Source organism: Chromobacterium sp. LK11 (assembly GCF_001043705.1).
GTDB classification, from domain to species: Bacteria; Pseudomonadota; Gammaproteobacteria; order Burkholderiales; family Chromobacteriaceae; genus Chromobacterium; species Chromobacterium alkanivorans.
In genome coordinates this window covers 20,691-41,404 of sequence record NZ_LDUR01000025.1, presented here as the reverse complement: position 1 = coordinate 41,404, position 20,714 = coordinate 20,691, and the positions used below count along the sequence as shown (strand labels likewise).

Genomic DNA, 20,714 nt, shown 5'->3' with positions numbered 1-20,714 from the left:
GGCTCCTCAGAACTCTTCCCACGGCGCGTGCGCCAGCGGTTCGTCGACGATCACGAATTTGACGGGCGCGGCGCCCGCCCCATCGAGATAAGCCGCCTTGAAGACATTGCGCACCAGCGCCAGGCGCAGCCGCTGGCCGCGCGCGCCGGCGCCCAACCGGATCAGCGCGCGCTGATCGCCCGGGGCCCACAGCGTCTTGGTCACGCTGGCCGCGTTGTCGTCCGCCGGCGTCAAATCCAGCCAGGCCTGCTCGGTCATCTTCCAGCGCTTGCTGGGCGGGGTATCGTCGCTGGACTCCTCGCTGGGCAGCGGGCGGGTGCGGTGCATGGGCTCGGGGGCGTCTATCATCACCGCCACCGGCTGCGGCGTGGCCGCGGGATTCGCCTGCTCCCAGAACACGACGATGCGCGGGTCCTTGGGCACCGGCATCGGCTCCAGCCCGGCGGCCATCATCGCTTGGTCCAGCTCAGGCCCCTGCGGGTCTCGGCTGGCGAAGGCGGCGGTGGCGAAGACGCCCTGCATCGCGCCCACCGGCGCGTAGCGGTGCTCGGTCAGCACGCCCTGGAAGGCGGCGGCGAAAGCGTCGAAGGTGCCGAAGGCGCCGGTGGAGAAATGCCGGCGCAGCACGCGCTCGCCCACGGCGTTCTTGGGCGCGCCGATGGGCACGGCTTCGATGTCCAGCACGTAGTCGGTGTAGGGGTCGAGCGGGATAGGCAGGGTCAGCTCGCTGTGGCGCGAGCGGTCGACATTGACCGGGATGCACGGCCCGAACTCGGCCAGTTTGTCCACCAGCGCGCCTTCGAACGGCGACATCACGCTCGCCTTCACATCGCCCAGCTTGGGCTGGATGCCGCCCTCGTCGCCCGCCGGATGCACGATGGGCACGGGATGCTCGATGCCCGGCACGTTAACCTGGGCGAACGAGGCCGCCTTCAGGCGCACGCGCAATTCCTTGCCGTAGGCGCCCCACAATTTGTCGACATCGTTGGTCCCGAACACCAGGCGCACGTGTTCCTCGCCAAAGTAATGCGCTTCGTCGGCGGCCGGCAGCGTGCACAGCATCCACGGTTCCAGCGATTTGGGACTGTGGGCGTCGGTGCGGAACCAGAAGTCCTGCGTCTGCGCGCCGCCGTCGGTTTCATTGCCGGCTTTGTCGCGGGCGCGGATATGAACCGTGGTTCTCAGGTGGTACAGCTCGTCCGGCGCGAGCAAGGCCACGTCGCCGCTGGCGCCGCCCAGCAATTGCTCAAGCACGCCGCGGTTGCGCTGGGTCTGGCGTTGATCCCAGTCTTCGCGCACGACTTCGCCCCAGCGGGTGAATTCCAGCGCGGCCACGTAGTACGGACGCCCGCTCACCTCGCGCTTCTTGGCGGCGGCCGGGTCCTTGGCGTGCGGCACGCCTATCTCGATGCGGTCCAGCTTCTCCGCCTTGTCCAGCTTGATCAGATACGGCAGATAGCCCTGCGCCTGCATCAGTTGGGCCTGCAGCACCACGTGCGACACCGGGTCGACCCAGGGTCCGTTGGCGTCGGTCCAGCGCGGCGGCAGGCCGACCAGGCCGAGCGCGTCGGCGTTGCTCACCACCCGGCGGCCGATCTCGGCGCCGTTCACGTCCAGCAGGCGCAGCACCAGGCCGCGCGCCGGCGTGGGATTGGGCGGCAGTTCGCGCCGGGCCAGCAGCAGGATGCGGCCATCGACGATGGCGCCGCTGTGAACCACGATCACGTCGTCCAGCGGGCCTTGCTTGAAGCCGGCCTGCTCCAGCTGCGCGGCCACCTCGCCCGCGCGGCGCTTGTCGCCAAACACCACCGGCAGGCCGATGTCGTACAGCGGGGACGCCAGCAGGCGGCTATCGCAGCGGCGCGGCGGCACGGTGGAGGCGCCGGGCGCGGCGGCGGTCGGCCCCAGCGTGGCCAGGCCGGCGCTGATCTGCGTCAGCGCCGCGCGGTTGATGACGGTGCTGCTCGCCAGTTGGCGCACGGTGTCGGCGAACGCGACCGGGGCGACGTCGATGCGGTCGGTCCGGCGCAGCGCGATGGACGGCGCAGTGGCGGCTTCCAGCACCGCGCGCCCGGCGGCGAGACGGCTGGCGAACCCCGACAGATTGAGCGTCGCGGCCGCGCCAGCGGGCGCGGTGACCGGCGGCAACCCGGGCTTCTGGCGGCACGGCACTTGCGCGCCCACGATGACGGCCGGCACGATGCCGCGCTGGCGGTCCAGCTGGCGCTTGCCGGTGCGCCAGCGTTCACTCACGTCCAGCTCCAGATCCGGCGCTTCCGAGCGCTTGGTCTTGTCCGGGTCCGGCCAGGCGACGCCGTCCACCTGCCAGCCGGTTTCCGACGGGCCGGTGGGCTCGTGCTCGAAGGTCCACAGCACGGCGGCGGCGGGCGCGGCGTCGTGGCAGACGGTGCCCCAGCGCTCGGTGATGTTTTCTTCCAGGAACTGGCTGCGCTCCAGCGCCTTGGGCGTGGGGTTGGGCACCCAGTTCAGCAGGGACAGATTGGCGACGAGGTTGCCTTCGGTGGGGTCGTTCAGCGTCCACCAGGTCGACGGCGTCGGCCCCGGGCCGACCACGACGCCGCCGTCGGCGCGCGTCAGCTCCACGGCGGTCACGTCGTAGCGGTAGGCGTAGTCGCCGCGCTTGACGAAGCCGTCAGCCGGCGCGCCCGGCGACCCGCCCGGCGTCTGGCCCAATATCGTCAGCGCGTCGTCCACCGGGGTGGCCGACATCGTGATCACCGGAATGGCGTCTATCGGCACCACCGGCAGGGCCGGGTCGTTGGCGGCCGGCTGCGCGCCCTGGCGCACCGCGTCGCCTATTTTCGAATCGATGCCGCGGTCCACGCCGGTGCCCACCACCAGCGCCGGCGAGCGGCTGACCAGGCTCACCGCCCGGATCAGCTCGGGCGCGGCCGGAATGATGGGGTTCTGCTCGCCGATGTGGAAATCGACGCAACCCTTGATGCTGAAGAAGAACAGGTCGATCTCGCCGCAGATCTCGCCGTCTATGCGCGAGATCTGCGAGCCGTCGGACTTGGTGCCTATCTGCACCGTCAGATCCGCCGACGCGCTGATGCTGATGATGAACAGGTGCAGGTCGCCGCGGACGTAGAGCAGGCCGCCCACGTAGAACGGGTCGAAGCCGAGCACCGCGTTGAAGCCGGCGGTGGCGCGCAGGTAGAGGTTGATCGAGGTGTTGCCCCAGGTGATGGACACCTCCAGCCCCACCGCCAAGCCCACGCCCGATACCGCCGACAAGCCCTTGTACGCGGGGATGCCGTGCCCGGACACCATCACATAGCCCTGGCCGTCGAACACTTTGAGGATGTTGGCGTGGATGGGGCCCGGCAGCGGCCGGCCCAGAGTGTCGCTGCCCGGGAAGGTGCCCAGGTAGACGTGCCAGTCGCCGCCGTGATTGAGGTTGAAATACGCCTCGATCGGGATGGTGATCTGCACGATGGGGGTAATCTTGAAATCGATGGACAGCCCTATGGTCAGCGTGCCGCGGCCGAAGTCGAGATCGATCACGCACAGAAAGGTGCCTTCGGCGTTCTTGTTCTTGAGGTCCGGCAGCTTGGCCAGCAGATTGGCCTTGACCACCAGCAGCAGGCGCGGCCCCGGCAGTTCCAGCAGAACCATCCCCTTGACGTTGAAGATGATGCCGCCCTCCATCGTGCCCAGGATGGCGCCGACGCCGAAGGCCCAGTGGTCTATCTGCGGCTTCCACGCCTGCAGATTGGTCGGGTTGCCCTGGGCGCGGTCCTTGAGCCAGGTGAGCGCCGGCGTCAGCGAGGCGATGCCGTCCTCATTGCGGGTGTAGTGCATGGCGAACAGGCCGAGGAAGCCGTAGATGCCGAAGCCGGACTGCGCCAGCGGTATCGCCACCGGCAGCTCCAGCTCCAGCGCGATCGCCACCGCCGTGGCCGGCCCGCCCGAGGCCGCCGGGATGTCGGACACCGCGATGCCGGCCGCCAGCCGCAGCTTGATCGGCACCAGCGAGACGTCGATCTGCCCCTTGATCTCGAACGGGTTGGCGTTGATCTCCATATAGCCGCGCCCCTCGATGGTGCCCGGCACCTTCAGGCTGGCGGCGAAGGCCGTCAGTTCCGGCGGGCCCAAGGGGTCCACCGGAAGACGCACTCGCGCCCGTTCTATGGTGATCACGCCCAGATTGACCGCGAAGCCCAGGTCGGCTTCGAAGGTCAGCGGATTGGTCCGCGCGATGCGCGCGCCCAGCACCTGGATGATCTGGCCCAGCGGGTCCGGCACGCGCACCGCGCCCGGCCCCGACAGGTCGATGGAATAGCCCTTGGACGAATCGAACATCGGCCGCAGCTGGAAGCGGTTGGCCGAGCCCGGCGGATAGCCCATCTGCAGGCCTATCGCCTTGTAGCGCACCGCCAGCGGCTTGTTGCGCGGAATCTCCAGCAGCTGGAAGCCGCCGATGGACACATTGGCCGACAGCGCCGTCTCCACGTCGAACAGCAGCGTGGAGACCCACTGCCCAGCGCGCGTCGTCACGTGCAACTCGCCGCCGTACAGCACCACGCGCTCCACATTGAACAAGCCCAGCTCCGCCAGCGCGACGGGCAGCGCGAGCGCGGCCCCGGTCAGCACCAGGGCGCCGACGTCGCCGTCGGCCGGATTGGCCGGCGCGGTGGCGGCCAGCAGCGGCGTGAACACCGTGGTCATGCCCAGCACGTTGCGGCCGGTGCTGGGAGCTTGCAGCGGCTGGCCGGCCAGTTGTCCCGTCATCACCAGGCCGTCGCGGTCGTTGGGATCCGCGCCGAGGTAGAGCTTGACCTCATCGGTCTGGCTGGCCGGATCGCGCTGGTAGAGGATCTGGTAGTTGACGATGCCGTCCGACGGGTTCTGGCTGCCCAGGCCCTGAAAGGTGGGGATGTCGCCCTGGGCGACGCCGCCGTTGCGCAGCCGCTGCTCGGCCGCGGTCTCGAAGTCTATGGAACCGCTCAGCTCGATGGCGACGAACTGGTCGCGCACGATGCGCACCTTGAGCGCGGCGGAACGGAACCAGTCCGGCGGCGGCGGCGTGGCGGGCGCGGGATCTCGCGTGGGAATGGTGGGCGGCGGCGGCGGCGGAGCCGCCGGCCGCGTGGTGTCGCCCTGGGTGACGGTGCCCGGCAAGGAGATGGGCCCGAAGCCGCCGATGCTGGCCTTCCACCACAGGTTGCGCGCGCCGGAGTGCGTCTGCCAGTCCGCGGTCCAGGCCGGCGGCGGAGGCGCCGCGCCGATGTCGGGCGGCTCCAGCGTCAGCGTGAAGCTGGGGATGCGCAGATTGGCGTCCGGATTGGCCGCCTCCGCGCTCAGTATCTGCTGCAGCGCCCGCGCGCGGCGGCGCGAGAGCAGGTAGTTGTACTTGGCCTTGGCGACGTCGCCCTCATAACTGGCGGCGCCGGTCAGCGTGAGCGTGGCGGCGGAAATGCGCTTGAGCGCCGCGCGGTACTGCTGCAGGAAAGGCGTCGCCGGCGGCGTCCATGCGGCGCTGCCGCTGGGGTCCACCGCCGGCGAGCTATTGGTGTTGTCGGGAATCAGCGCGTAGTCGGCCGGGTCGCTGTCCTTGGGATGATCGAAGCGGTAGTAGCAGGTAATGCCGGTCACGGTGCCGCTGCTCAGTTCCGCGCGTATCGTCTTGGTTTGGCCGGCGGCCACCGGAATCGTCACCGTGGCGCCGGGGCTCTGCGCCGCGCCGTCCACGGTCCAGGCCGTGGCCGGGTTGGCCGGGTTGAGGCTGACGGTGACGGAGCTTGCGTCCTGCCGCACGAGCAGCAGCTCGGGCGTGGTCTGCGGCTGCCCTTCCAGCGTGATGGAGGTGGTGCGCACCGTGGCAGGCTGGCCGGGCGCTGCGCCGGGTGCGGGCAGGCTCTGCGCTACCTGTTCGCGCCGCGCGGTGATGGTGAGGGTGGCGTTTTTCTGCGGGCTGGACGCGTCGGTGGCGGTGACGCCTATGCTCATGTCGGCGACGCCGGACAGGTCGATGTCGTGCACCAGGCCGTTATGCGCGCCGCCGCCGAAACTCGCCTGCCCGACATAGGGCGCGCGCCCTCCGGTGATGTCTATCACCATGCGCGTGCGCGCCGGCAAGGACGCCTCGGCGGTGTGCTCGCCGGTGCGGCGGATGCCGATGGCCGCGCCGTCCGGCGTGAAGAAGCGCGCCGACACATTGAGCTGGCCGGCGCCCTGGTTGATCACCATCAGCTCGAAATCGCCGGTCACGCCGCTGGATTGGCCGAAACCGATCAGGAAATTGCGCACCCCGGCGTCCACGGCGAAGTCCTGCATGCCGTTGGGAGCCACGAACAGGCGGATTTCCGGCAGATAGAGCCCGGTCCAGCTCTCGTCGAAGCCGAACTGGTCCAGCACCTCCGGCGGCGTGTAGCCGTCGGCCAGGTCCAGGGTGGCGGAGCGGAAGCCGAAGCCCACCACCTGCCCGTCGCCGACGAAGGCGTAAGGCGGGGTCATCGTGATCAGCTGCGCGGCGCCGATGTCGCCGGGATCGTCGATGCCGGTGACGCCCAGCGAGGCGATGGACACGTCCAGCACGGTGGCGGCGTCGCTGCCCTGCGCCAGGCGCAGCTTGATCTTGGGCAGGGTGAAGAAGACGTCGCTGCGCGAGGTGTCCGGCACCAGCAGGCCGTCGCTCTCCATCTTGGCCGGCTTGAGGAAAGGCGGCCGCAGCACGATGCCGGCCAGCACCAGGTCCAGCGTGAAGCCGGTGCCGGGATAATCCGACGGCGGCGCGTCGCCGGGAATCGGGTCCCAGGCGTTGAGCACCGCGCGCACCGGCGCGAAAGCGGCGTCGCCGCCGGGAATGCCGCCCACGCCGTTGGCGATGATGGCGCCCGCCGCCCGCGGCGCGGACAGGGCGAAGTCCACGTGGGTGTCGGTGATGTCGAACCAGGGATCGCGCCGGCCGGGCTGGGAGCGGGGATGCCCCTCGGTGTTGGACGCCGCCGCGCGCAAGGTGCCGCTGGACGGATCGAAGCTGATCTCCACATCGCCGGAGAACCGCGCCACGCCGCGGATGACCGTGCCTTCGGAGCCAAACGCCGTCTCGAAGCTCTCCACATAGAGCACCGACAGCACGGCATGCCAATCCGTGTTCTCGCCCTTGAGCAGATAGGGGCGGAACAAATCCACGAGCGCAAGTTCGGTAACCATCATAACTTCCTTTCTTGGAAAGGAGTTAACGCGTCGGTTGGGCGCTAGAGACTGATCAGAAGAGCATAGACCACCGGCAGCACATATTCCATTAAGTTTGTGAATTCAATAGGATATGCGCAATGGCAAGCCCTGAAGCCGCTTGAAAGCGGTCAGCCAGGCCTTGCGGGGCGCCGCTGGCGGGACAGGGCTTCACGCACAAAACGCGCGAAGAAGCCGGGAAGCCGGCCCGATCCCGTCGCCGGCGCCGCCATTGTCTATACCAAGGGTGAGCGCCCGCGCTTAAGTTGGCGCAGCCTTAAGAAGCCATTGAAAATGGGGAGTCCATGCTCAGTTCGTTTTTCATTGACGCTTACCAGTCCTATTTATTTCTACCGACCCAATACAATCTGTGGCTGGTGGCGCTGTCCCTGCTGGTGGCCGTTTTCACCTCTTGTCTGGCGCTGCAGATCGCCGGCCTGGCCCGCGAGGCCAGCGACCGCTGGCTGCGCCGGGTCGCCCTCGCCACCGGCTCTTGCGCGATGGGCGGCGGCATCTGGGCGATGCATTTCGTCGGCATGCTGGCCTTCAGCGTTTGCAGCACGGTCGAATACGCGCTGCTGCCCACCCTCCTGTCCATGCTGCCCGCCGTCGCCGCCTCCCTGATCGCCTTGCACTTGCTGTCTCAAGCCAAGGTTGACGGCAAGCAGTTGCTGATCAGCGGCGCGCTGGTGGGCGGCGGCATCGGCACCATGCACTACTCCGGCATGGCGGCGATGCGCATGACGCCGCTGCTGCGCTACGACCCCGCGTGGTTCGCCGTCTCTATCTTGCTCGCCGTCTTGCTGAGCACTCTGTCGCTCTGGATCCGCTTTGGGCTGGACAATAAGAAAATCGGCAAGGGAAAGATGACCTTGCTCAGCGGCGCGGTCATGGGGGTCGCCATTGCCGGCATGCATTATTTCGGCATGGAGGCCGCCCGTTTCATCGGCACGCCGGACCCGGCCTTCCGCAACGCCTTTGCCGACAACGCGAATCTGGCCGTCGCCATCGCCGTCACCGTGCTGGTGCTCGGCAACATCGTCTTCGTCGGCAATGTGTTGCTGCGTTACCGACCTTTGTATCAAAGAACGCTGAGCAATGAGCTGAAGCTGCAAGCCGCCTTCAACACCTCGCTGGACGGCATCATCACCATTGACGAAAAGGGCTGCATCTTAAGCGCCAACCCCGCGGTGGAGCGGCTGTTTGGCTGGAAGGTGGACGAGTTGCTGGGCAAGAACATCAATCTGCTGATGCCGGAGCCCCACCATTCCAAACACGATCGTTTCCTTTCCGACTACAAGGAGACCCAGATCGCGAAGCTGATAGGCCGGGAACGCGAGGAGATGGCGCTCAAAAAGGACGGCGCCCAGTTCCCCATCCGCTTGTCTATAGGCAAGGTGCAGCTGCCCGAGCAGGTGATTTACGTCGGCTTCATCGGCGACATCAGCGAACGCCACCGCATCCAGCGGGAGCTGGAAGAGCGCGAGAGCCAGTTCCGCACCTTGATCGACAACATTCCCGGCGTCGCCTTTCGCAGCCACTGCCTGGAGCCCTGGAAGACCATCTTCATCAGCGAGGACATCGAGAAGCTCTGCGGCTGGCCCGCAAAATCCTTTCTGGACGGCCGCATTCAGCTGCTGGACGTCATTCACCCGGAGGACAAGGAGAGAGTGCGCGGAACCATCCGCCACGCCTTGGAACAGCGGCAGCTCTATGTCGTCGAGTACCGCCTGCTCTGCCTGAACCAGCAGGAATGCTGGGTATTGGAGAGCGCCCGCGGCGTCTACGACGAGGACGGCGCGCCGCTGTTGATCGACGGGGTGATCCTGGACATTTCGGAGAAGAAGGCGGCGGAGTTCGCCCTGATCGAGGCCAAGAACCGCGCGCTGTCGGCGGTCAAATCCAAAAGCGCCTTCCTGGCCAATATGAGCCATGAAATCAGGACGCCGATGAACGCGATCATCGGCTATACCGATGTGCTGCAGGACACCGAGCTGGACGACAGGCAGAAAGGCATGCTCAAAACCGTCAACCACTCGGCCAAAAGCTTGCTGGGCCTGCTCAACGACGTTCTCGACACGGCAAAGCTGGAGCAGAACGCGCTGGAGCTGGAGGAAGCGCCCTTCTCTTTGCGCGAGGTGGCGGAGCATGTGATCGACATCCTGCGGCTGAGCGCCAGCAAAAAGGGCATCACCCTGCAGTTGAAATACCCGGCCATTATTCAGCAGGCCTTTATCGGCGACGCCTTCCGGGTGCGGCAGATTCTGATGAATCTGGTGGGCAACGCGATCAAGTTCACCGCTCAGGGCGGGGTCTGGCTGACGGTGCTGTCTGCGCGGGAAAACGTGGTCGTCATCATCCGGGACAGCGGCATAGGCATGAGCCAGGAAACCCTGGCCAAACTGTTCGAGCCCTTCTCCCAGGCGGACGCCTCGACCACCCGCCGCTTTGGCGGCACCGGCCTCGGCACCACCATCGCCTTGCAGCTGGCGCAGAAGATGGGCGGCCGGATCGAGGTGCAAAGCGCGCTCAACAAGGGCTCCGTCTTTCAGGTTTACCTGCCCTTGCGCCCGGCGCCGCCGGACGCCCTGCCCTGCCTGGAGCCGCCCGACGCGGAGCTCGCGCCCAAACCGCCGTCCCCCTTGAACATCCTGGTGGCTGACGACGACGAGATCAATCTGGACATCGTCTCCATCCTGCTCAAGAAATACGGGCACCGGATCTATACCGCGGCCAACGGCAAAGAGGTGATCAACGCGTGGCAGCACCACGACATCGACCTCATCCTGATGGACATTCAGATGCCGGTGATGGACGGCATCACCGCCTGCAAATTCATCCGTCAGGTGGACCCCGACAGCGACAAGCGCGCGACGCCCATCATCGCCTTGACCGCCGGCGCGTTCCAGGAGGACCGCGAGGCGGCCATGGCCGCCGGCATGGACGGCTTCATGACCAAGCCCATAGACATCGGCCGGCTGCAGGATGAGATCGAACGCGTGATGAAGCGCTTGGCGGGCTAGCCGGCGAGGGCGAGAGCCGCAGCCGGGCCATGCCCTCCCGGGCGGGCTGGGCTTTTCCCCCGCCTTGCAACCATCCAAGGCTGCGCGGTTCGCCGGAGCTCAAGCGGATGAAACAGACGGAGCTCCCTTAGAACCTGTTTACGATCTGCTACGCGTCGGCGATACAGCGTTAAAAACCAGCTCAAAATGCTCGTGCACCCCTCGCACATTCCGCTTTTTCGCCAGTTTTCGCCTTGTCTCGCCCTTGCTCGCGAGACTTTGAACAGGCTCTTGGATTTTGCCAGCGCCTCCCCATAGCTCATTCACTGCGATATAGCCATATTTATTTAATGACATATTCATCTTTCATTGTTATGCTGTACAAATAATCCTGCGTTTTTGCGCAGGCAAAATTCATGAGAGTCACAGGGAGAAGTGTCATGGCGAACCCGTTCGACAACAAGGAAGGCGTTTTTTTCGCCCTGATCAATGATGAAGGCCAGTACTCGCTGTGGCCCGAATTCGCGCCCGTTCCCGAGGGCTGGCAAACCCGTTTCGGCCCCTCCGACCGCCAGTCCTGTCTCGATCACATCGAGCAAAACTGGATAGACATGCGGCCCGCCAGCCTGGCCCGCGCTCAAGACGAGATGCTCTCCACCGGCTGACCCCCGCCCCGGCTCAAGGGGCGAAGCCGGGTTGCGTCCGCTTTCAAGACAAAGCGCGGCGCCTTTCTTCCCATTCCGCTGCGACGCGTTCGCCGCGGTCCCCCTTTCGCCGTCCCGCTCCACATCGAAAAAACGCCGGCCTGCCGCGCATGCGCGACAGCTTGCGGCTTCACGTCCTGCAGCAAGCCATCTTTAGGTGCGACATGAACGACAACGCCGTTTCTCCCTCCCGCGATCCGCATACCCAGGCCGCGTCGGCCGAAACCTTCGCCGCCCTGTTCGCCCGCAGCGCGGCGGACCACCCGGACGCCATTGCGCTGCGGCACGGCGCGCGCGCGCTCAGCTACCGCGAACTGGACAGCCAGGCCAACCGCCTGGCCCATTATCTGCGCGAGCTGGGCATAGATCGCGAAACGCCGGTGGGACTGTGCCTGGACCGCTCGCCCGAGCAGATCATCGCCATGCTGGCCGTCTTCAAGGCCGGCGGCGTCTATCTGCCGCTGGACCCCGATTATCCGCGCGAGAGACTGGCCTACATCCTCAACGACGCCATGCCGGCCGCCTTGCTGACGCGCGCCGCGCTGACCGAGCAGCTGCCGGCCCACTGGGCGCGGGTGGTGGAACTGGATACCGAGCAAGCGGCCTGGCAGGCGCAACCGGACCACCCGCCTCTGCGGCATGACTCGCCGGACCAGCTGGCCTATGTGATCTACACCTCGGGCTCCACCGGCCAGCCCAAGGGCGTGGCGGTCACCCACCGCGGCATCGGCGCGCTGGCGCGCGCTCAGAGCCAGCGCTTCGGCATCTCCCCCGGCGCCCGCGTGCTGCAGTTCGCCTCCTCCAGTTTCGACGCGGCCTTCTCCGAAATCGCCATGACCCTGCTCTCCGGCGCCTGCCTGGTCACCGCGCCGGCGGCGGAAGTGACGCCGGGCGCGGCGCTGGCGGACTTGCTCGCCCGCCAGCAGATCAGCCACCTGACGCTGCCGCCCAGCGCGCTGGCCCTCATGCCGGACGGCGGCATCCCGCAAGACTGCGGCCTGATCGTCGCCGGCGAGGCCTGCCCGGCGGCCCAGGTGCGGCGCTGGTCCGCCGGCCGAACCATGCTCAACGCCTACGGCCCCACCGAAGCCACCGTCTGCGCGACGATGAGCGGCCGGATGCGGGACGAGGCGCCCGCCGACATCGGCGCGCCTCTGCCCGGCGTCCAGGCTTACGTGCTGGACGACGCCCTGCGGCCGCTACCGCCGGGCGTGGAAGGCGAGTTGTATCTTGCCGGCGACGGGCTGGCTCGCGGCTATCTGGGCCGGCCGGCGCTGAGCGCCGAGCGCTTCGTCGCCAACCCCTTCGGCCCCGCCGGCAGCCGCCTCTACCGCAGCGGTGACCTGGCGCGGCTGCGCGCCGACGGCGCGCTGGATTATCTGGGGCGAGCCGACGAACAGCTCAAGCTGCGCGGCTACCGCATAGAACCCGGCGAAATCGAACACCTGCTGACGCAGCAGGCCGGCGTAAGCCAGGCCGTGGTCCGCCTGCGCGAAGACCTGCCCGGCATCAAGCAACTGGTCGCCTACGTCGTTTCCCGCGCCGGCCTGCAAGCCGACGGCGCGGCCTTGCGCGCGGCGCTGGCCGAGCAACTGCCCGACTACATGGTGCCGGCGGCGGTGGTGCCGCTGGAGCGTCTGCCGCTGACGCCCAACGGCAAGGTGGACAAACAGGCGCTGCCCGCGCCGGACTTCGGCGACGCCGACGCCGGCGAAGCGCGGGACTGGCTGGAGAAAACGCTGGCCAAGTTGTACGCGGAAGTGCTGGGCCTGCCCAGGGTGGGCCTGGGCCAGGGCTTCTTCGACCTCGGCGGCGACAGCATCAGCGCCATTCTGCTGGTCAGCCGCGCCCGCGCCCACGGCCTGCAGTTCAGCCCGCAGGACGTTTTCGATCAGCCCAGCATCGAGCGCCTGGCGCTCCGGGTCCGCCCGCTGGAAGCCGACGCGGCGGCCGGCGAATTGCCGCCGCCCAGCGCCGCGGATCTGGAAAGCATCCGCGCCCGCTATCCGGCGGTCAGCGCGGTGCTGCCGCTGTCGCCGCTGCAGCGGGGCCTGCTGTTCCACCTGCTGTACGACGAAGGTCAAAGCGACGTCTACCTGATACAGATGGGCTTCCAGCTGGACGGCCCGCTGGACGCGGCCAGGCTGCGCGCCGCCGCCGAAGGCTTGCTGCAACGCCATCAGCACCTGCGCGCGGCCTTCGCCGCGGACGGCCTGGAACAGCCGGCGCAAATCGTGCTGGAGCGCGTGGAAACGCCGTGGCGCGAGCTGGACCTGTCTGCGCACCGGGCCGATGAGCAGCAGCGCGCCCTGGAACGGCTGCGCGAGGACGACTACGCCGCCGGCGTGGATCCGGCGCGCGCGCCGCTGCTGCGCTTTACCCTGGTCAAGCTGGACTCGGAGCGCCACCAACTACTGTGGAGCTTCCACCACCTGCTGTTCGACGGCTGGTCGGTGCCGGTGCTGCTGCGCGAACTGTTCGCCCTCTACCGCGGCGACGAGCTGCCGCCCGCTATTCCCTACCGCGACTACCTGGCCTGGCTGCACGTCCGCGACCGCAACGCCGCCAAGCGCCAATGGGTCAACCATCTGGCGGACCTGGAACAGCCGGCGCGCCTGGCGCCCGGCGGACAAAAAAGCCGGCAGTTGCCGCGCAACCACAATGTGACGGCGGACCCGGCGGTCTACGCCATGCTGGAGCGGCTGGCCCGCCGGCAGGGCCTCACCCTCAACACCCTGCTGCAAGCGGCTTGGGCCATCCTGCTCGCCCGCCTCAGCGCCGTCGACGACGTCGTCTTCGGCGTCACCGTCTCCGGACGCCCGCCGGAACTGCCCGGCGTCGAACGCATGGTCGGCCTGCTGATCAACACCGTTCCGCTGCGCCTGCGCCTGCGCCCCGAGGAAACCCTGACCGCCCTGCTGCAGCGCTTGCAGGCCCAGCAGGCCGCGCTGATCGAGCACCAACACCTCAGCCTCGCCGAGATCCAGCAGGCGGCCGGCCTGGGCGATTTGTTCGACACCCTGCTGGTATTTGAAAACTACCCGATCGCCGACGACGATCGCCGCGTCGACGACGCGCTGTCCATCGGCTACCTGGGCGGCCAGGGCGTGGACACCTCGCACTACCCGCTCAGCCTGTGCGCCGTTCCCGGCCCCGAACTCGAACTACGCTTCGGCTACCGGCCCGATCTCTTCTCCGCCGACGCCGTCGACGGCATCGCCCGGCAACTGCTGGAACTGCTGCGCCTGATCGCCGAACAGCCCGAGCTGCCGCTCGCCCGCATCGCGCCAACCACCCCGGCCCAACAAGACGCGCTGGCCGCCTGGAACCGCACCGACGCCCCGCTGCCCGCCGCCACCCTGACCCAGTTGCTGGAACGCCAGGCTGAACTCAGCCCCGACGCCGAGGCGCTGCGCTTCGACGACATCGCCCTCAGCTACCGCCAGCTGCATCAACGCGCCAACCGCCTCGCCCGCCGCCTGCGCGCCGACGGCGTCGGACCCGAAACCCTGGTCGCCGTCGCGCTGCCCCGTTCCATCGATCTGGTGGTGGCCCTGCTCGCCGTGCTCAAGGCCGGCGGCGCTTATCTGCCGCTCGATCTCGACTATCCGGCCGAGCGCATCGCCTTCATGCTGGACGACGCCCAGCCCGCCGTGGTCCTGTCCCGCTCCGAGCTGCTGGCCGGCCTGCCGGTCGAACGCGCGCTGTGCCTGGACCAGATAGACGCCGCGCTCGAGACGCTGTCCGACGCGCCGCTGGAACTCGCCGACGACGATAGGCACCCCGCCTACGTCATCTACACCTCCGGCTCCACCGGCCGCCCCAAAGGCGCCGTCAACAGCCACCGCGCCATCGTCAACCGCCTGCAGTGGATGCAGCACGCCTACCCGCTGACCGCCGACGACGTGGTGCTGCAGAAGACGCCGTCCAGCTTCGACGTCTCGGTGTGGGAGTTCTTCTGGCCGCTGCTCGCCGGCGCCTCGCTGCTGCTGGCCCGGCCCGACGGCCATCGCGATCCCGCCTATCTGGCCGAGTTGATCCGCCGCCGCGGCGTCACCACCCTGCATTTCGTGCCGTCCATGCTGGACGCCTTCCTGCTGGAGCCCGCCAGCGCCGGCTGCGCCAGCCTGCGCCGCGTGCTGTGCAGCGGCGAAGCGCTGTCCGCGCCGCTACTGGCCCGCGCCGCCCAGACTCTGCCCTGTCCGCTGCACAATCTCTACGGCCCCACCGAGGCCGCCGTCGACGTCACCGCCTGGACCTGCGACCCGGCAAGCGACAGCCGCTCGGTGCCCATCGGCCACCCGATCTGGAACACCCAGCTCTTCGTGCTCGATTCCATGCTGCGGCCGCTGCCGCCCGGCATCCCCGGCGAGCTGTATCTGGGCGGCGTCGGCCTGGCGCGCGGCTATCTGCGCCGTCCGGGACTCACCGCCGAGCGCTTCGTCGCCCATCCCTTCGCCGTCGGCCAGCGGCTGTACCGCACCGGCGACCGCGTCGTCCGCCGCGACGACGGCGCGCTGGAATACCTGGGCCGCCTCGACCACCAGGTCAAGCTGCGCGGCCTGCGCATCGAGCTGGGCGAAATCGAAGCCGCGCTGTTGGACCAGCCCGGCATCGCCCAGGCCGTGGCGCTGATCCGCGAGGACGCGCCCGGGCAGCGCCGGCTGGTCGCCTACGCGGTGCCCGCAGCCGGCGCCGAAGCCGACGTCGCGCGCTGGCGCGACGCGCTGGCCGCCCGCCTGCCCGACTATATGGTGCCCGCCGCCTGGGTGGCGCTGGACGCGCTGCCGCTGACGCCCAACGGCAAGCTGGACCGCCGCGCCCTGCCGGCGCCGGAGCTGACGCTGGCCGAGCACCGCGAACCGGCCACCGAGAAAGAGAAACTGCTGGCCGAAGCCTTCGCCCAAACCCTGGGCCTGGAACGCGTCGGCCTGGACGACAGCTTCTTCAACCTCGGCGGCGACAGCATCAGTTCCATCCAACTGGTGAGCCTGGCCCGCAAGCGGGGGCTGAGCCTGACGCCGCGCCAAGTGTTCGAGCAGCGCAGCGTCCGCGGCCTCGCCCAGATCGCAACCGAGGCCCCGGCCCTGGGTGCCAACGCGCACGCCGACGCGCCGCTGCTGCGGCTGGATCCCGCCGAAATCGAGCGCCTGAGCCGCCGTCACCCCGGACTCGCCGAACTGCTGCCGCTGACGCCGCTGCAGCAAGGCCTGCTGTTCCACGCGCTCTACGACCACTCCGCCGCCAACCCCTATGTGGTGCAGATGCGCATCGAGCTGGACGGCACTCTGGACGCCGCCGCCTTGCGCCGCGCCGGCGAAGGCCTGCTGCGCCGCCACCCGCACCTGCTGGCCTCCTTCATTCACCACGACACCTTGCAGCCGATGCAGGCGCTGAGCCGGGACTCCGCCGCGCCATGGCGGGAAGCCGATCTGTCGGCGCTGAGCGGCGACGACGCGCGCGCGCGGCTGGAAGACATGCAGACGGCCGATCATGGAGAGAGCATGCCGCCGGACCGCGGGCCGCTGCTGCGCTTCACCCTGATCCGGCTGGCGCCGGAGCGCCACCTGCTGCTCTGGACTTTCCACCACCTGCTGCTAGACGGCTGGTCCCTTCCCGTGCTGCTGGACGAGTTGTTCGCGCTCTATCGCCAGGGAGAAGCGGCCGCGCTGCCGCCCGCGCCGGCCTACCGCGATTATCTGCGCTGGCTATCCGGCCGCGACCGGGACGCCGCCCGCCAGGCCTGGAGCGAATACCTGCGCGGCGTGGACGAGCCCACCCTGGTGGCGCCGGGCCTCCCCGCCGCCGAGCGGCGGCCGGATCTGCACACCGCCGCGCTGACGCCGGAGCTCAGCGCCGCGCTGGCCGCCCAGGCTCGGCGTCGCGGGCTGACCCTCAATACCCTGGCCCAGGCCGCATGGGGCCTGCTGCTGGCCGGCCTGACCGGCCGCGACGATCTGGTGTTCGGCATCACCGTGTCCGGGCGGACCGCGCCGCTGGAAGACATCGCGCGGCTGCCGGGCCTGCTGATCAATACCGTGCCGCTGCGCCTGAAGCTGGAGCCGTCGGCCACCTTGGCCGACTGCCTGGACGATCTGCAAGCGCGCCAGGCGGCGATGATGGAGCACCAGCATCTCGGACTCGGCGACATCCAACAGCTGACGGACATGGAGGAATTGTTCGACACCCTGATGGTGTTCGAAAACTATCCGCAACTCGACGCGCTGCGCCAAAGCCGCGCCGGCGACGGCCTGAGCGTGCGCCCCGTCGACGGCTTGGGCGGCGACGTGTCGCATTACCCGCTGGGCCTGTGCGTGGTGCCGGGGGAAAGGCTGGAACTCCGGCTGGGCTGCCGCGCCGACGCCTTCCCGCCGGCGGCGGCCGAGCGCCTCCTCGCCAGCCTGTCGCGCCTGTTCCAGGCCTTGGCCGGCGACCTCGACCTGCCGCTGTCCCGCCTATGCTGGCTGGACGAGGCCGAGAGCCGCCAGTTGGACGGCTGGAACGCCACCGCGCACGCCACGCCATCGGCGACGCTACCCGAGTTGTTCCGCCGACAGGCCGAGCTGACGCCGGACGCCGTCGCGGTCTGCGCCGGCGACGTTCGCCTGAGCTACCGCCAGCTGGATCTGCAGTCCAACGCGCTGGCCCACCGGCTGCGCGCGGCCGGCGTGGCCGCGGAAACGCCGGTGGCGCTGTGGCTGCAACGCGGCCCGCTGCTGCCGGTGGCCATCCTGGGCGTGCTCAAGGCCGGCGGCTGCTATGTCCCGCTGCACACCGCCCAGCCGGAAGAACGGCGAGCCTGGACCCTGGCCCAGTCGCGCGCCGCGCTGCTGCTGGCCGACGAGGCCCCGGCGCCGGCGATGCTGCCGCCGGGCTTGCCGGTGCTGCGGATAGACGATTGGTCGGACAGCGCCGAGCACCCGCCGCGCCTGGCCCTGTCGCCCGACGCGCTGGCCCATGTGATGTACACCTCCGGCTCCACCGGCGTGCCCAAGGGCATCGCCGTCAGCCACGCCAACGTCCGGGATCTGGCGCTGGACCGCCGTTGGGAGGGCGCGTCCCAGAGCAAGGTGCTGCTGCACTCTCCGCATGCCTTCGACGCCGCCACCTACGAGCTATGGGCGCCCTTGCTTCACGGCGGCCAGGCGACGCTGGCGCCGCCGGGAGACAACGACATCGACTCGCTGGCGGACACCCTGCAGCGGGAAAACGTCAGCGCGGCCTTCCTGACCACCGCGCTGTTCAACCTGCTGGCCGAGGAGCGGCCGGACTGCTTCGCCAGCCTGCGCACGCTGTGGACCGGCGGCGAAGCCGCCTCGCTGCGCGCCTTCCAGCGAGTGCGGGAACGCCATCCGCAACTGGAACTGGTCCACGTCTACGGCCCCACCGAGACCACCACCTTCGCCACCTGCCATCCGCTGCCGCGCGACCAGGCGCTGGCTGCGCCGCTGCCGATAGGCGCGCCGATGGACAATACCCGCGCCTATGTGCTCGATGCCGCGCTGCGCCCGCTGCCCGCCGGCGCGCCCGGCGAACTCTACCTGGCCGGCAGCGGTCTGGCGCGCGGCTATCTGGATCAGCCGGCGCTCAGCGCCGAGCGCTTCGTGGCCAACCCCTTCGGCCCCGCCGGCAGCCGGCTCTACCGCAGCGGCGACCGGGCGCGCTGGCGCGCCGACGGCCAGCTGGAATTCCTCGGCCGCGCCGATCAACAGATCAAACTGCGCGGCTTCCGCATCGAACTAGGCGAAATCGAGGCCAGGCTGCGCGAACACCCGGCCGTGTCCCAGGCGCGGGCGGTGCTGCGCGAAACGGACGGCGCGCCGCGCCAGCTGCTCGCCTATGTCGCGCTCCATCCCGGCGCCGATGTCTCGCCCTCCGCGCTCAGACAAGTCCTGGCGGCGCAACTGCCCGACTATATGGTGCCGGCCGCCGTCGTCGCGCTGGACGCGCTGCCGCTGACCCCCAACGGCAAGCTGGACCACCGCGCGCTGCCGGCTCCCGAGCTCCAGGCCGGCGGCGATCGGCGGCCGCCCCGCAGCGACGCCGAACGCATCCTGGCCGGGCTGTACGCCGAGCTGCTGGGCCTGGACGAAGTCGGCCTGGACGACGGCTTCTTCGATCTCGGCGGCGACAGCATCGCCTCCATCCTGCTGGTCAGCCGCGCGCGGCGGCAAGGCTTGCTGCTGAGCCCGCGCGAGGTTTTCCTCCATCCCCGGGTGGAGGCGCTGGCCGCCGTCGCCCGGCCGGTCGCCTCCGTCGCGACCGAGGACGCCGCGGAAGGCCCGCTGCCGGCGACGCCCATCATCCGCTGGTGGCTGGAGCGCGGCGGCCCGCAAAGCGGCTTTTACCAATCCATGCTGCTGCAAACCCCCGCCGGACTGGAACAAGCCCATCTGGCGCAGGCGCTGCAAGCCTTGCTGGATAAACACGACGCGCTGCGGATGCGGCTGGACGCCGACGGCGGCCTGAGCGTGCCTCCGGTCGGCTCGACATCGGCGCAAGATTGCCTGCGCCGCATCGCGGCGGACGCGCATCTGGAGATCCCGTCGGCCGACATCGCCGCCGCGGCGCGGCAGTTGGACCCCGCCGCCGGCGCCATGCTGCGGGCGCTGTGGCTGGACGCCGGCCCGGACGCGCCGGGCCGGCTGTGGCTCGGCATCCATCACCTGGCGGTGGACGGCGTCTCCTGGCGCATTCTGCTGCCGGACCTGGCCTCCGCCTGGCGCGACGTCCAGGCCGGCCGGCCCATCCAGCTCGATCCGGTGGCCACCTCCTTCCGCCGCTGGGCGCTGCTGCTGAACGAGGACGCCGTCCGCGCCGCCCGCGCGGCCGAAGCGCCGATGTGGGCGAACATCCAGAGCCAGCCCGATCCGCTGTTGTCGCCCTGCCCGCTGGACCCGGCACTGGACACGGCCGGTGCCAGCCGGCGCCTGAGCGTCGCGCTGCCCGCCTCCGTCACCACCGAGCTGCTGACCCGGGTGCCGGCGCTGTTCCACGCCGGCATCAACGACGTGCTGCTCACCGGCTTCGCGCTGGCGGTGGCGCGCTGGCGGCAAGACCAGGGACGCGACGGCGGCGCGGCGGTGCGCCTGGAGCTGGAAGGCCATGGCCGCGAGGAGCTGGGCGAACATTGCGACCTCTCCCGCACCGTGGGCTGGTTCACCAGCCTGTTCCCGGTCCGCCTCGATCCCGGCGTCTCCGCCGCCGCGGCCCTGGACGACGCCGCCGTGCTCGGCGACGCGCTGAAGCGGGTCAAGGAGCAGTTGCGCGCGCTGCCGGACCGGGGCCTGGGATACGGCCTGCTGCGCTACCTCAATCCGGAGACCGCCGCCCGGCTGAGCGGCGCCGCGCCGGCGCAGCTCGGCTTCAACTACCTGGGACGCTTCGCCACGCCGGCGCGCGGCGACTGGATGCCGGCGCCGGAAGCCGCCGGACTGGACGGGAACAGCGATCCTTCGGCGCCGCAGTCCCACGCCATCGAGCTCAACGCCGCCACCCACGACGGCCCGGACGGCCCGGAACTGGTGGCCACCTGGCTGTGGGCCGGCCGCCTGTTCGACCGGCAGGAGATAGCAAGGCTGGCGGAGGACTGGTTCGACGCGCTGCGCGCCTTGGCCAAGTTGGGCCACGCGCCGGACATCGGCGGCAGCACGCCGTCCGACCATCCTCTGGCCGGCGGGTTGTCGCAGGAGGAGATAGACCTGATCGAAGCCGGCCTCTAAGACTTGTCTCGCTCTTGCTCGCGAGATCGTAAATACGCTCTTAAGAACCGGTTCCAAATACTTTCCGGGCGGCCGCCAACGGCGAC

At 69.3% G+C, this 20,714-nt stretch carries 4 protein-coding genes; 3 read left to right on the top strand and 1 reads right to left on the bottom strand.

The window, feature by feature from the left end; translation table 11 throughout:
* Positions 1-6 precede the first annotated feature (6 nt).
* A complete protein-coding gene (locus VK98_RS15325) occupies positions 7-7,179 on the bottom strand; it encodes a hypothetical protein (RefSeq protein WP_048414897.1) in 7,173 nt (2,390 codons plus the stop codon).
* 326 nt (positions 7,180-7,505) lie between these two features.
* Between VK98_RS15325 and VK98_RS15320 the strand changes: the two genes are divergently transcribed.
* From VK98_RS15320 to VK98_RS15310, 3 genes are all read left to right on the top strand, one after another.
* Positions 7,506-10,223, top strand: coding sequence for an MHYT domain-containing protein (locus tag VK98_RS15320; RefSeq protein WP_053077414.1), 2,718 nt, complete (start codon positions 7,506-7,508; stop codon positions 10,221-10,223).
* Positions 10,224-10,642: 419 nt separating this feature from the next.
* On the top strand, positions 10,643-10,867 hold the full coding sequence (locus VK98_RS15315) for an MbtH family protein (protein WP_048414878.1): 225 nt from the start codon (positions 10,643-10,645) through the stop codon (positions 10,865-10,867).
* 203 nt (positions 10,868-11,070) lie between these two features.
* A complete protein-coding gene (locus VK98_RS15310; RefSeq protein ID WP_053077413.1) occupies positions 11,071-20,628 on the top strand; it encodes a non-ribosomal peptide synthetase in 9,558 nt (3,185 codons plus the stop codon).
* The last annotated feature ends 86 nt before the right edge of the window (positions 20,629-20,714 follow it).

Bases quoted from the DNA above. Each gene is read 5' to 3' on its own strand.
- VK98_RS15325 (WP_048414897.1), bottom strand. From the start codon at position 7,179: ATGGTTACCGAACTTGCGCTCGTGGATTTGTTCCGCCCCTATCTGCTC.
- VK98_RS15320 (WP_053077414.1), top strand. From the start codon at position 7,506: ATGCTCAGTTCGTTTTTCATTGACGCTTACCAGTCCTATTTATTTCTA.
- VK98_RS15315 (WP_048414878.1), top strand. From the start codon at position 10,643: ATGGCGAACCCGTTCGACAACAAGGAAGGCGTTTTTTTCGCCCTGATC.
- VK98_RS15310 (WP_053077413.1), top strand. From the start codon at position 11,071: ATGAACGACAACGCCGTTTCTCCCTCCCGCGATCCGCATACCCAGGCC.